This is a genomic window from Rhodococcus koreensis (genome assembly GCF_017068375.1).
Taxonomy (GTDB): Bacteria; Actinomycetota; Actinomycetes; order Mycobacteriales; family Mycobacteriaceae; genus Rhodococcus_F; species Rhodococcus_F koreensis.
On sequence record NZ_CP070612.1, the window covers coordinates 88,673 to 102,759 of the forward strand.

Genomic DNA, 14,087 nt, shown 5'->3' on the forward strand with positions numbered 1-14,087 from the left:
CCGATCCAAGCCCCCTTTTCAGTCTGGACGGAGTGTATTTCGATGAAACGGCACATCTTCGCCGCGGCTACCGCCGCGACCATCCTTCTCACGATCACCGGGTGCGGTTCTGACGACGCCGCTACCGGAACCGAACAACAGGTGATCGACACGACCACCGCCCCGCAGCAGGTGCAGTGGGAGAACTGGCAGGGTGTACCGCTGCCGGTCTCCGCCAGCGACGGACCGTCCACGATCGACGGAGATGTCGCTCGTGGCTACTCGGCCTCCCCGCAGGGCGCGGTCCTCGCTGCCGTGCAGGGCATCACTCGTCTGCGACTGGCCCCGGACAACTCGTGGCCGCAGGTCGCCAATACGGTCGCCGCACCGGGGGAGGGCCGGGACACGTACGCCGTCAACCGGGCGATGATCACGATCACCGGACCGGCTCCGACCGGCACCGAAGCATCGATCACCGGGTTCCGTGTCGTCGACTACACGCCTGAACAGGCCGTGGTCGAGCTGGCCCGCAAGCGCGCGGACACCACCGTCGTTGCCACCACCCACACGCTCGTGTGGGCCGGTGACGACTGGAAACTCGTCCTGCCCGGACCAGACAGTGAGGCACCCGCCGCGGCCTCTCTCGCGAACCTGGACGGGTTCACCGAGTTCGAGGCCGCACGATGAGCCGCCTGGGCTCCCTGGGCTCCCTGGGCTCTCAGGGTTCCCCCGATCCCGAAGAGCAGCGCCGCTCGATCACCACGGGTACGTACCTGGCGATCGGTGTCGTCGTTGTGGTGGTTGCGTGCGCACTCGTCGCGGTCGCGGTGCGCTTGTTCGGCGGCGATGACGCCGCTGAAAGCAGGGGGCCGGTCGAGATCGTCCCGTCGCATCCGTCGGCCGCACCCGCTGCGCCGGACAGCGCCGACGATGCGACGCAAGGGCTCGGTGCGCCAACCGTCGACCGGCTCGGCCGCCGGGTCGATCTCCCGAAATGGGCAGGCGGATGGGCGCTTCCGCAGAACCAGATCGAGCACGGCCCGTACAGCCCGGCCGCGCCGGTCACAGCCCCGGCCGGTGTGTCCTGGCAGAAGGTCAACGACGGTGCGATCGTGCCGTTCTCGACGTCGGATGGGCCGATCGCGGTGGACGGGCTGACCGCAGTCGGATTCGCCCATAGCCCGCAGGGTGCGGCGTTGGCGGCCTGGCAGATCGCGATGCGTTTGGGGGCGTCGAACAACGAGGTCGCCCGCAAGATCTACGACCGTCAGGTCGTGATGTCCGACTCGCAGCGCCGGGAGCTGTACTCCCAGCTCGACTCCGAAGGCCCCTACCATCGCGGGGCGTCCGATGCGGTGCTGTCCCACCAGAGCAAGGCAGATGCCTTCCGCGTCCGCGAATACGCCGACGACATGGCGGTGATCGAGTACGCGAGCGTCGCGCAGAAGGCCGATGACGGCACCGACCAGTGGTTGACCTCCCGGCTGATCGCCTCCTGGGTCGACGGTGACTGGAAGCTGACCTTCCCCGAACAGCTCGGCGACCCCACCGGCACATCGACCTCACTGAGCGGGTGGACGACATGGTGACCGCAGTGGCGGGACGTGTCGGTCGAGTGGTGCATGCGGCACTGGCGTTGTGCCTGGTGGCGGTCGTCGCCGCCTCGGTCGCCACGGCGTTCGCCGCGACCGCCGCCGCTCAGGATCCAGCCCGGATTCCTGCCGCACCCGAGGGATATTCGCTGGTCGACGAGCCGACCCGGCAAGCGAACAACCTGCCGGAGGGGGCGATCCTGCTCGGCGCAGCGGGGCAGGCGAAATCTGCTCCGGCCGGATACACCACTGTCGAGCGACAGGGCCAGGGGTCGTGCACCACGATCCCGCTCGGTGGTGGCGCCACGACTCAGGTGTGCGCGACCACGACCTACGCGGTTCCCGAGAGCGGCCCGGCAGAGGCGCAGCCGACGACCCCCGAGCTGCCTCCGGTGGGCACCGGGGCGCCAGGAGAGGGCACGTTCGGGTTCGACCAGTACTGCGAATCGATGACCAAGGACACCGGATCGTGGCTGCAACCGTCGCAGATCGTGCGCAAGCTCATCGCAAACCCCAGTGAGCAGGTCTGCAAGGTCGCCAACGTCGTCTCCCACCCGGGTGACGCATTGCAGAAGATGTGGGACAGCCAGTTCGGTAAGAACGTCAAGTCGCTGGTCGCGGGCGTCGCAGACGGCTGGGGCACGATGTTGAACTGGTGGTTCACCACCCCGAGCCCTGTGCTCTCGGATGCGCAGTACCTCGACGTACTCCAGTCGTACATGCTGCCCATTCAGGGATTCGTGCTGGTGATGTCGATCATCGTCGCCTGCATCCGAATTGCGCTTGCGCAGAACGGCTCTGAAGCAATCCCCGCGATGGATCTGGTACGGACTTTCGTTCGCACGATCATGTCGATGACGGTCTTCGGTGTCGCACTCGGGCTCGGGATCCAGATCTCCGACGGTATTGCGATCTGGCTGCTCACCGAATCCGGTGGCACCGACCTCGGCGCGAAGGTCGAGGGAATGCTCATCGATGACAACTCGACCTGGGGACCGGGATGGGTGTTTTTCATCGCCCTGTTCGGCATGTTCGGCGCATTCATGCAGACGGTGCTGCTGGTCGTTCGGCAGGCGTTCTTGATGGTGATCGTCGGTTTGCTGCCGGTTGCCGCAGCTGCGTCCGGCACCGAAATGGGTTCGCAGTCCTACGAGAAGATGCGGAACTGGGCGATCGCGTTCGTGCTGTTCAAACCTGCCGCGGCCGCCGTGATGGCCGTAGCGTTCTGGGCGGCCGACCCACAATCCGATGTCACCAAGCTCCAGGGCTTGATCCTGCTGACCGTCGCCGCAGTCGCACTCCCAGCCCTGTTGCGGGTGCTCAACGTGTCGACGTCCAATTCCGGAAGTCCGATGGCGGTTGTTGGCCCCGCGGCCGGGGCCGGTGCCATGGCCGGAATGCTCGCCTCCGGCGGAACATCCGCGGCTGTGATGGCCGCGGGCCGCGGAGCCCGAGCCATCAGTGGTGGCGCAATGCGCAGCCATGGCGGGGCCACCGGAAACAGCAGCGGTGGCGCCGGTGGTGGTGGCGGTGGCGGTGGTGGTACCGGCGGCGGTGCCCGTCAACGCTCGATGAGTGGAAGTCCCTCCTCGTATGGGGGTGGCCAACGCGGTCCGGGCGGAGGGTCGCGGCCCGGCGGCGGTGTCCGGTCACTGTCCAGCGGCGCGGCAACGGCCCGGGCTGGTGCGGCACGTAGCGGACAGGCCCTCGACACGATCGCCAACGACATCGCCGGTGACATCCCTGGCCGGCCGTTCACCGGTGGAAACGAGGTACACAAGTGACCAGCCCACTTACCCGGGAACGCCAGGTCTTTCGCCTCGGCCCGGTGCCGAAGGAGTCGTTCTTCTTCGGCCTCAACATCGTCGCCAGCGTCTACCTGCTTGCCTGCATCGGTATCGCTGTCTTCGCATTCGCCCGTCTCCCGCTGACGTCCGCCCTGCTGATGGCCGCGGTGATGGTGTTCTTCGGCGCTCCGCTCGTCGCACGGTTCCAGCGCAAAACCCTCTACCAGTGGATGTCTCTACTCATCCGCTGGTCCCTACTGATCTCGAGAGGTGAGAACGTGTACCTGTCAGGGCGATTCTCCCGTGTCCCCGGTGGGACGAACAAACTTCCCGGTGTGCTGTACGAGAGCGTGCTGCACGAAGGTTGGGTCCAGCACCGGGCACGCCAGAAGTTCGGCGTGATCCAGATGCCAAAGACCAACCAGTTCACCGTGGTCATCGAGTGCTACCCGCAGGGCAACGAAGCAATCGACCAGGACTCAGTCGATTTGAGCGTGTTCAACTGGGGGTCGGCGGTCAACTTCATCTCGATGGGCGGCGACGTCGACGGCGTGACCGTGATCATCGAGAACGGCATCGAAACCGGAAACCGGCTGCGCCGCGAGGTCCGTGCCCTCGCCCACCGCGACCCGACCGGCCGATTCGGCGGCGACGGGCTCTACGGCGGGGAGCTGCCCGCACGCATGATGCTCGAGTCGGCCGAGTATCTCGCCGACGGATCGCCGCGACTGTGGGCGCGGGTCGCGATCACCTACCGTGCTACGACCAACTCGCGCCGCAACGATCCGGGCGAGCAGATCAAGGAAATGGCTCGCCGACTCGGTGGCGTGCTCACCGTCCTGAACGAAGCTCAGCTCAACCCCCGCCTGCTCGCACCCGAGGAGATCGTCACCCTGACCAAGCGGGCCTACACCCCGGCTGCAGTCAACGACCTCGAACTCGCCGAAATGACCGACGAGGGACACGGGTTGACCTGGGACGACGCCGGTCCTATGGCGCAGAAGGCCAAGATGTCGACCCTGTACCACGACGGTTGCTACTCCACGACGTGGGAGATGGCCGAACGACCGAAGTCGGCCTTCGTCGAAACCGTGCTGCGGCCCCTGCTGGACCCGAACCCGGATCTGATGCGCAAGCGCGTCGCGATCTGCTACCGCCCCCATGCACCTGTGGAATCGGCGCGGATCATCGAACGCGACCTCAAGCACGCCAAGAGCGGCATGAACCGTTTCCGCAAGGCAGGCCCGAGCTTCGAAGCACAAGAACGCCTCGACGACGTCGAGGAACAACGCGACGACCAGGGTCGCGGCCACGGCCTGACGATGGTGGGCCTGATGGTCACCGTCACCGTTCCAGAGGATGCGGACGTGCCGAAGGCGGACGCGGTGACCAAAGACCTCGGGGTGCGTTCACGACTGCGGCTGCAACGGATGTGGTTCTCCCAGGACACCGCGTTCGCCGCGACGCTCGGGGTAGGGGTGCTGATGCCGTCGCACGCGGCGAAGGTCTCGTCGAAGCTGGGGGCATGACGCAATGAAACTGACCACGCCGTGGCGAAACGCCGCCGACAACACCGATCCCTCAGCTGCGACGCACACTGCCCGCAGTGCGGCGCAGCGGCAGCGCTGTGAGGACATCGAATCCTCTGCGCCGCTCCTCGATGACACCGAACGCGCGGAGCTGCAACGAGAAGCCCAGTCCGGCAACGTCGTGGCCCGGATGCGGGCCGAGATGCACCTCCGACGCGACGCGCAGGCGCGCTCGCAGACCGTCGCCGGCAATCAGCACGCCGAGACACTGCGCGGTGACCACCGGGGCCTGTCCGGGGCGGGCGGCGGCAAGGCCGGCCCGATCCTGCCGCTGACCGAGTTCCGCGCCACCACTCCGAAAGCGGCCGGATTCTGGCCGTTCCCAGTGGGGGCAGGGGCGCCGATCGTCGGCGTCCCGCTCGGCCAGCACCTCTACACCCAGGCCCCGGTGTGCTTCGACCCGCTGTCGTGGATGACCCGGGCACGGTTCCTGCAACAGCCGTCGATGATGCTGCTCGGGCTTCCCGGATTCGGCAAGTCCACCCTGGCCCGCAAGTTGATCCTCGGGATGATCTACGCCGGGGTGTCCTGCCTGGTGCTCGGGGACATGCGCCCGGACTACCGCAAGCTGACCGAACTGATTCGCGAGGACGTCGGCCCGGAACGTGCGCAGGTCGTCGAACTCGGCCGCGGCGGGAAGATCAACCCGCTCGACATGGGGCCGCTCGCGCAGATCCTGCCGACTCTCGAGTCGGCGGGCACCGAGATCGCCGCCAAGACCGCCGCACTCGTGCAGTCGCGGATCCGCAACGATCGGCTGCGGCGCGTGACTACGTTGCTCCAGCTCACGCGCGGGAAGAAGGAGATCAAGGACTTCGAGATCTCCGCACTGCGAGCCGCGATGCGCGAACTCGACGACCAGTTCACCGACGGGACGCAACCGGTGCTCGAGGACCTTGAGGCAATCCTCGAACGGGGCTCGGAGCGGTTGCGGGACGCGTTCAAGTCCGACACCGCCCAGGAATACCGGAAGGACTCGAAGAAGCTGCGCCGCACCCTGCACGCGCTGATCGAGGGCGAGTTCGGGGACGTGTTCAACGGGCAGACCACCGACCCGATCAACGTCGACGCCGCGATGGTGTGCGTGGATGTCTCGGGCGTGGCCACCAGCGACCGCAAACTCAAAGGCGCGGTCCTACTTGCCTGCTGGGAGCACGGTTTCGCCGCAACCGAGGCCGCGCACTACCTCGCCGACGCCGAGTGCGGACCCAAGCGAAATTTCATGGTGATTCTCGACGAAATGTGGCAGGTGCTCCGCGCTGGAGTCGGGATGGTGGACCGCGTCGACGAGCTGACTCGCCTCAACCGGGCCTGGGGAACGGTGCTGCTGATGTGCACGCACACGATCGGTGACCTGCGATCGCTCGCACGAAAGGCTGATGTACAGACCGCCCAGGGGTTGGTCGAGCGTGCCGCCGCTCTGGTGGTCGGGGCATTGCCTCGGGCCGAGATGCGCAGGCTTTCGGAGATCAAACCGTTCACCGATACCGAGGTCGCCGACATCACCTCCTGGTCGTCGCCGTCAGCTCTCACAGGTGAGTCCGGGTCGATGAGCGCACCACCAGGGCAGGGCAAATTCATCATCAAGATCGGTGAACAAGGAGCACCAGGTATCCCGATGCAGACCGTACTCATGCCCTCGGAGATCGAATCCGGCGTCCACGACACCAATTACCGGTACACCTTCGCTGGCGATTCCGACGAGTACTACGACGAGGCGGCGTGAGATGGCGCGTCGCAGATACACCGAGGACTTCCGCAGTAAGTGCCTGTCCCTCGTCGATGAACAGATGAAGGTCGCCTCATCCCGTGAGGACGCGATCGTGACGGTCGCAGCATCACTGCGTATCCCGGTGACCACCCTGCGTAACTGGGTGCGCGCCGAGCGCGGGGCGGCCCGGACCGACCAGTTGCCCGCGGACGCCGTCTTGGCGATCCGATCGCTCCAACAGCAGGTACTCCTGTTGCAGAGGGCTGCCGGCGTTCTCGGACACGGGAGCGACTGACCGTGAAGAACCCTGCCGGAAAGCTCGGCGTCGCGCTCATCGCCACGTTCGTGGTCGTGATTCTGGCGTTGATCTTGCTGATTTTCCCCAGCGACGAGGAATCCGAGGTGTGCCCCCCGGGCGGAGCCCCGGCCGCAACGTTTCCGGCCGGGACCAAGGTCAAGCCGATGAAGGACGGCACCTATCAGCTCACCTCGGGGTTCGGTCCCCGTTGGGGCTCGATGCACAAGGGGCAGGACTTCGGCTCGGCCGCAGGTGAACCCATCTACGCGACTGCGGACGGTGTGGTCTCTGCGTCCGGTCCGGCGTCGGGTTTCGGGCAGTGGATCGTCATCGACCACAACGTCGACGGGCAGATGTTCTCGAGCGTTTACGGTCACATGTTCGAGGAAGACCTGATGGTCAAGGCCGGTGACCAGGTTCGGGCCGGACAACAGATCGCCAAAGTCGGGTACAACGGGGAAGTCTCCCCGCCTGGCCCCGGTGGAGCCCATCTGCACTTCGAAATCTGGCAGGGCGGGCACAACGGGGGCGAAGCGGTCGACCCGACCGGGTGGCTCGCCGACGCGGCCGAACCGGACGCCCCGGTCGGAGCCGTACCGGCACCGTCCGCACCGCAACAGCAGGCAGACGGGGACCTGCCACCCCTACCGGAATCGGTGGGATCGGAAGCGCACTGGCAGGTCGACACCATCCGGGTGGCCCGAGCCGTGGCGCAGAAGTTCCCCGAGGTCAAGACCATCGGCGGGTGGCGACCCGTCGACGCTTACGACGACCATCCCAGTGGTCGAGCGGCGGACATCATGATTCCCGACTACAACACCGGCGGCGGTAAGGAACTCGGTGACCACATCGTCGAGTACTTGATGGCGAACAAGGCCGCGTTTCACATCGAGTACCTGATCTGGCGACAGCAGTACATCCCCGCCGACGGTCCGTCGAACCTGACGGAGGACCGCGGCTCGGACACTCAGAATCACTTCGACCACGTGCATGCCACCACCGTCGGCGGTGGGATACCCGACACGATGACCAGCTACGGTGCCGCCCCGGGGGCGCCGGGCAGCCCAGGCGCGGTGCCGGTGCCGTGCGGACCGAACTCGGCCGTGACCGGCGGGGAAGCAGACCTGGCGCCGGGCAGGCTCGACGCGGAGTTCGAGCCGTGGGTGATCAAGGCCGGGAACATCTGCCCGCAGATCCGTCCGCCGCTGATCGCCGCGCAGATCCGGCAGGAATCGGGCTTCGACAAGAACGCGATCAGTCCCAGCGGGGCGCAGGGTCCGGCACAGTTCATGCCCGGTACCTGGCCGGGATACGGCAAGGACGACGACGGGAACGGGCAGGTGTCCCCGTTCGATGTCGGCGACGCAGTCATGGCGCAGGGACGGTACATGTGCGAGATCGCCGGACAAGTCGATGCCGGTGTCGCCAACAAGTCGATCAAGGCACCAAACGGCGCAGTCGAGCTGTATCTGGCCGCCTACAACGCCGGGTTCGGTGCCGTGCAGTCCTCGGGAGGATTCCCGACCGGGTCCCCGGATTACGTCAACCAGACCCGCCCCTACGCCGATCAGATCCAGCAGTACGCCACCGAGTACGCAGCAGTCGCATAACCGCTCACAACGACACGGAAGGTAGACCCGAAATGGCGAAGAAGAGCAACAACACCGCAGCGGCCTGGGAGAAGGCGAAAAGCACCGTCAAAGAGCACAGCGAGGACCTGCGCGCTCTGGACTCGCACGGCGCCCTGTACGCATGGGCGAAAGAGCACAAGCTGGCCACGACCGCCTTGTTCCCCAAGTTCAAGACCGAGCTGCTCAAGCAACTCGGTATCGACTACAACGATCTCCGCGAGCAGGCCTATGCGCAGCGGCGCGAGCAGATCGCGGCGGCGGCCGCGGACGGACCGCTGGTCGAACTGTGGACTGCTGCCGATGACGAGGTGAACAGCTTCGCGATCTGCGGTCCCGGCGGCGCCGTGGTCACCTACAACACCTTCCACGACGACGACAAGACCTACCGGAGCGGGGACCAGGACTCGGCGGACCGCTCGGTGGCCGAATTCGCGGTGTTCATCGCCGGCAAGGTGCGCGAGGAACTCGACGTCGAGGCGGCCCGGTTGACCCTGCACGTACTCAACCACGAAGTCGCCGCGGACGATCCCGGCCTGACGCGATCGGCACTCGGCGCACACGTGAACGTGACGATCGAGATCGACCAGGACAATCCGGCCGCCGAATGGTGCCGGGAACCCGGCTACAAGTCCTGGCGGGAGACGGACCTGCGCACTCTCGTCGCCGATGAGGCGGTGGCCTCATGAGACGCGGACCGATCGCGGTCCTCGTCGCGATCGCAGTGCTCGTCGTCGCGGCCGTTGCCGTGGTGCTGATCGTGGCGACCAACGAGGGCTCCGAGACTGACGCCGGTTCCGGCCACGACGATCACACCCACGTCGAGACCGAGGATCCGGCGAACGCCGAACCGGCCATCGTCGCCGAACGAGCTCTGGCGGCGATGTTCTCCTGGCAGCCGGTCACCGACCCCTCACCTGGCGCTGCGGTGACCCGGGCGCTTCCCTGGCTCGGCGGCGACCTCGCCGCCGAAGCTCAGCAACCGCCGGCCACCGGTATCCGCCCCCTTCCGCAGTGGCAGCCGTGGAAGGAATCCGGCGACATCGTCTCGGCCACAGCCGAAGCATCCGCACCGATCCTGACCACCGCCGACCGCCAGGTGCTGCCGGTGACGCTGACCCAGACGGTGCTGCACGGCGACGGCAGCACCACACCATATGCCACTCACCAGGTCAGGGCGGTTGTCGATCGCACCGACACCGGATGGCGATTGACCGAATACAACCTCGCCCCCAGCTAGCTCCACCCGACGTGACCGCGGCCCACGCCGCTCGCGAACCGCACGTGCTGGGCACAAGTGACCGACCTACCGAGAGTTGAGGAAAAGCAGTGATTCTCATGAAGACACAGCCGAAGCAGACAGTTCCGGTCGAGACGGTCGACCGAGAGGAATGGGAGCACGCGATCGACGAGGTGCAGCGCGATTACAGCACCGAAGCGGGTGCGCAGCTGCGGGAGGATGAAATCCTCCTTGCGCGGGCGCATGCCGTGGTGAGCTTGACCGACCTCACCGAAAGGACCGAGCGGCCAGCTCCCCGTCGTGCACTCGAAAACTACGCCCGCGCTGGAGTTCGGCGGGCACTCGGGGACCGTATCCCCGTCCGCAGATTTGACCTGATCGTCACGGCCGCCACGGTGATTCTCATGGGCGGAATCATCGCGTACTTCTGGTGGGCCACCGCCGATTATGCGCACATCGTCGCCCGCGAGAACTTCGCCGACTGGGTGCCCGCCGAGGCTCAGCGTAAAGCGGCCGCCTCGGGGCTGTGGCTTGCACACTTCGGTGGAGTTGCTTCAGCGGTGCTCTACGCACCTGCCATCGTGCTGCTCGCCCTCGCGGTCGGCACTAACCGCTTCCGGACCCACCCGATTCGGCAGAAGGCTCGTACCTTCTGCATGGCCGCGTTCATCTTCGGAGGGCTGTTCTCGGTGCTGACGATCGGCCTGCTGGTCGGTGTGTACCTCCTCGCGGCTCCCGGGGTGGGGGCGTAATGGCGCGCGCACGCAGGACAGGGTCAGGTCAGTCGTCGTCGGCCGAGGCCGTTCAGCTCACCCTGGTCGGCATCGCGTTGGCCCTGGTGGCCACCGCGCTCGGCGCATGGTGGGGCGGGTCATCGCTCGCCGGACTCGACACCAGCGGGAACCCGGTGAACGGGTTGGTGGAGGCAGTGACCGGTAAGCGGCCGTGGCCGTGGCAGTCCACCGCCATCGCCATCACGGTGGGCCTCACCCTGCTCGCGGTGTTCGTACTGGTGGCGGTGAAGACAATGCGCGGCCGTACCTCAGTCGATGGGGCGGCGAAGACGATGGTCGAGCCGGGCAAACTGCGTGGCGTCGGCCGCAGCGAGTCCCAGCGATTGGTGCCGCAATTCGAGAAGAAGGATCCGCGGTCGTGGGGGATCCTGCTGGGGTACACCGTGCGTGGGCACCGGCCGGTGTACCTGTCGTGGGAGATGGTCATGGTCGCCCTGGCAGGCACTCGCATGGGTAAGACGGTGGCGGTAGCCGTCCGGGCGGCTCTGGCCGCACCGGGCCCCACCATCATCACCAGCAACAAACCCGACCTCTACGCATTGACCAGGCTGGGGCGGGAAAAGAGCGGCCGCGTGTGGGTGTTCGACCTACAGGGCGTGACCGGCCAGCCACTGATGAACTTCTGGTGGAACCCCCTCAAGGGGCTGTCGAAGATGGCCGAAGCCCGCAAACTTGCCTCGTTCTTCGTCTCCGCGTCCACGGCAAAGGGAGCGCGGGTCGACTCCTACTTCGACGGCAGCGCGAAGGAACTGCTCGCGCTGTACTGCCTGGCCGCCGGGTGTGCAGGCGGTGACCTGCTGCATGTGGCGACCTGGTTGGGCCGCGACCAGGACGACACCCCATGCCAGATCCTGACCGCGCACGGCAAAGTCCGTGCCGCGGGACGCGTCCGGGAGATCCAGGGGTTGACCGAACGCCAGCGAGACGGCGTGTTCGACATGGCTCGCAGGTTCCTCGATGTGCTCTCCGACGACGAGTACGCGGCCGCCGTCACCCCGCCGTCGCGGGCGAAGATCGAGGTCGACGCCACGGACAAGAAGAGCAAGCCCACCGTAACCGTGAGCCACGACGTCGCAACGCATGATCTGGAGGAGTTCGATCCGGCTGCGTTCGCGGCCAGTTCCGACACGCTCTACGCGTTGTCGATGGAAGGCGCCGATTCGGCCGCACCTCTCACCACCGCGTTGGTCGGGCAGATCTTCGAGGCGGCAATGGCGCTGGCGTCGCAGACCAAGGCCAAGGAGTACCCGAAGCGCATGCCGTCGTGGTGGCCGGGGTGGTTGCCGCAGCCAACCGTGAAGACCTCCGGTGGTCGCCTGGAGGTTCCGCTGGTGGCTGTCTTGGACGAGGCCGCGAACACGGTGCTCCTCAAGGAGCTTCCAGACCAGTTCTCGCACTTCGGAGGCCGTGCCGTCATTCCGATCGCGATCTTGCAGTCACCGCAGCAGGGGGCCCGGGTTTGGGGGCGGGAGGAGCTCGATTCGATGATCGCCGGTGCGGTGCACTTCTACGGCGGCAACATCAAGGATGAGCAGTATCTGTCGGCTCTTTCCAACCAGATCGGCGCCCATGAGGTGCAGGCCACGACCCGCAGCGCTGGCCGCGGGGGCGGGGGCTCGTCGCAGAGCTGGCAGGAGCGGCCGATCATGGCGGTCAGTGACCTCGCCGCTCTGCCGAAGTCGCGTGCCATCGTGTCGTTTCCGGCGAATCCTCCGGTCCTGGTCGAGAAGGTGTTTTGGTGGGAGACCGACGACGCGGACACGATCCGTCAGTCGATCGCCCGCTACGCCGGAAGCCCGGAGCTGGTGCACAAGCTGCTGCACGGCACCGACGATGACGACTTTGACGACGGCAACGGCTATGTCGAGGCCGAATCGATCGAAGAGGCGAAGGTGCGACTGTGAGCGACGACCTCTTCTTCGACGAAGCCCTCGAGCTCGACGACCTCGACGACGAACCGGCCATCGAGCCGGCCTTCGGATCCGTCGACGAGTGGGTGCACGGATACCTGGTCCACGTGATCAACCGCAAGATCGACCCGAAGCCAGGTCACGGCCTGTCATGGGATCGGCAGTGGTGGCTGCACAACGAAGTCATCGCCCGTACGACAGCGCTGTGGTGGGCGTGGGAAGGTGCTCGCCGGCGAACCGAAGACCGCGCCGCCATGTCCGGGTGGTGGGTCGATCACTGCGAGCCGCACCTTCGGGTGTTGCTCGACGGGGAGACCGGACCTATGAGCGGGGCCGATGAGGACGGCACCTGGCGCGGTCACGGTTCCCTTGCGTGGGAGCCGGTCCCGGACGGGTGGGTCGGCGACGATCTGGCCGACCTGCCGAATCCGCAACCGACACCGGTGGGCGAGGACGCCGACGACCTACCAGCCCCAGCATTCACGCGGGTGCAGGATTTCGTGGAGCGGTATCTCTGCGACGTCGTCAACCGCAAGATCGACCCAAAGCCCGGCCACGGCCTGTCCTGGGATCCACGCTGGTGGCGGCACCAGGAAGTCGTCTCCCGCCTGACCGCGCTGTGGTGGGCATTCGAGGATGCCCGCGCCTCACCCGATGACCCCGCCGCAATGTCGAACTGGTGGCTGCGCCACTGCGACCCGACCCTAAGAGTGCTGCTCGACGGAGAGACCGGACCGATGAGCGGAGCTGACGAGGACGGCACCTGGCGTGGCCACGGCCCGCTGCCCGTAGACGAACTACCCGAGGGATGGACCCGGCCGAACCACCTCACTCCGTGAGTCGCCGCAGGTCAGACACGCAGTTGTATCGGCCTGCCCAAATTTGTCACAGTGCCCCAACCTCGTTGCCACAGTGCCCCACCCACCAACGGAAGGAACCACAATGCCCAGCGACCCGAGCAAGATCTTCCTCGACCCCGGCCAGACGTACACGAACGCCGACAAGACACTCGAACGAATAACCGCCAATCCGGCTGGCACCAGCGTTTCGCTGGATGATCTGTTCGGCGACGAGACTGGGGCAGCGGCGTTCATCCAGTACGGGTTCGGCCCCGACCTGGCGCGGTACGTGGCAAAACAGAGCGCCGCGGTGACCCGCCGCTTCTTCGATGCGGTCCTCGACGGCGTTCAGTGGGGATTCCTCGACAGCTTCGATCCACTCGCGCACCTCAGTCCCGGATTGCGCCTGCATCTCGGTCCGCTGCCCGTATCGAGAGAGCTGATGCGGGATCACCTCGACCCTGAACGAACGCCTCAGGACGACTACGGCGTCACTGAACTCTCGGCTGCCGATCAGACCGGTGTGCTGTTGTCGCAGCTGTTGATCCACCTGTTCATCAGCCACCAGTGCCAATCCCGGCTGAATTCTGCAACCGGCTAGTTCGCACGGACCTACACCGCAAGTGCCTCCCGCACCTCGGCGTCACCATAGAGTGACGTGCATCATCATAAATTTGTGATGTGCGACACGCCGGAACGGCGCTGAAATTTCCGCTCCTC

The 14,087-nt window shown here is 66.3% G+C and carries 13 protein-coding genes; all 13 read left to right on the top strand.

Annotated elements, in window-relative coordinates:
• The first annotated feature begins 42 nt into the window (after positions 1 to 42).
• The 13 genes from JWS14_RS49425 (at position 43) to JWS14_RS49485 (ending at position 13,968) form a co-directional block, all read left to right on the top strand.
• On the top strand, positions 43 to 666 hold the full coding sequence (locus tag JWS14_RS49425; protein WP_206017391.1) for a DUF8175 domain-containg protein: 624 nt from the start codon (positions 43 to 45) through the stop codon (positions 664 to 666).
• The gene (locus tag JWS14_RS49430) at positions 663 to 1,568 is read left to right on the top strand and encodes a DUF8175 domain-containg protein (protein ID WP_206017393.1); all 906 of its coding nucleotides are present in this window, start codon (positions 663 to 665) and stop codon (positions 1,566 to 1,568) included. The genes JWS14_RS49425 and JWS14_RS49430 overlap by 4 nt, the downstream gene beginning before the upstream one ends.
• Positions 1,562 to 3,355, top strand: coding sequence for a TrbL/VirB6 family protein (locus JWS14_RS49435; RefSeq protein ID WP_206017395.1), 1,794 nt, complete (start codon positions 1,562 to 1,564; stop codon positions 3,353 to 3,355). The genes JWS14_RS49430 and JWS14_RS49435 overlap by 7 nt, the downstream gene beginning before the upstream one ends.
• Positions 3,352 to 4,887, top strand: coding sequence for an SCO6880 family protein (locus JWS14_RS49440; protein ID WP_206017397.1), 1,536 nt, complete (start codon positions 3,352 to 3,354; stop codon positions 4,885 to 4,887). Before JWS14_RS49435 ends, JWS14_RS49440 begins: the two co-directional genes overlap by 4 nt.
• 4 nt (positions 4,888 to 4,891) lie before the next feature.
• Complete coding sequence (locus JWS14_RS49445; RefSeq protein WP_206017399.1) at positions 4,892 to 6,673, top strand: helicase HerA domain-containing protein; 1,782 nt, start codon at positions 4,892 to 4,894, stop codon at positions 6,671 to 6,673.
• 1 nt (position 6,674) lies between these two features.
• Positions 6,675 to 6,953 (top strand): hypothetical protein, encoded by a 279-nt coding sequence (locus JWS14_RS49450; RefSeq protein ID WP_206017401.1) that lies wholly within the window; start codon positions 6,675 to 6,677, stop codon positions 6,951 to 6,953.
• 2 nt (positions 6,954 to 6,955) lie between these two features.
• Positions 6,956 to 8,566 carry a M23 family metallopeptidase gene (locus JWS14_RS49455; protein WP_206017402.1) on the top strand — a complete coding sequence of 537 codons (1,611 nt, stop codon included), beginning with the start codon at positions 6,956 to 6,958 and terminating at the stop codon, positions 8,564 to 8,566.
• 32 nt (positions 8,567 to 8,598) lie between these two features.
• Positions 8,599 to 9,273 (top strand): hypothetical protein, encoded by a 675-nt coding sequence (locus JWS14_RS49460; RefSeq protein WP_206017403.1) that lies wholly within the window; start codon positions 8,599 to 8,601, stop codon positions 9,271 to 9,273.
• Positions 9,270 to 9,824, top strand: a complete 555-nt coding sequence (locus tag JWS14_RS49465; RefSeq protein WP_206017405.1) for a hypothetical protein — start codon at positions 9,270 to 9,272, stop codon at positions 9,822 to 9,824. The genes JWS14_RS49460 and JWS14_RS49465 overlap by 4 nt, the downstream gene beginning before the upstream one ends.
• Before the next feature lie 98 nt (positions 9,825 to 9,922).
• Positions 9,923 to 10,576 carry a hypothetical protein gene (locus JWS14_RS49470; protein WP_206017407.1) on the top strand — a complete coding sequence of 218 codons (654 nt, stop codon included), beginning with the start codon at positions 9,923 to 9,925 and terminating at the stop codon, positions 10,574 to 10,576.
• On the top strand, positions 10,576 to 12,522 hold the full coding sequence (locus tag JWS14_RS49475; RefSeq protein WP_206017409.1) for a type IV secretory system conjugative DNA transfer family protein: 1,947 nt from the start codon (positions 10,576 to 10,578) through the stop codon (positions 12,520 to 12,522). The genes JWS14_RS49470 and JWS14_RS49475 overlap by 1 nt, the downstream gene beginning before the upstream one ends.
• Complete coding sequence (locus JWS14_RS49480; RefSeq protein WP_206017411.1) at positions 12,519 to 13,367, top strand: DUF4913 domain-containing protein; 849 nt, start codon at positions 12,519 to 12,521, stop codon at positions 13,365 to 13,367. Before JWS14_RS49475 ends, JWS14_RS49480 begins: the two co-directional genes overlap by 4 nt.
• Positions 13,368 to 13,470: 103 nt before the next feature.
• Entirely contained in the window at positions 13,471 to 13,968 is a 498-nt protein-coding gene (locus JWS14_RS49485) for a hypothetical protein (protein ID WP_206017413.1), read from the top strand.
• Positions 13,969 to 14,087: the final 119 nt, after the last annotated feature.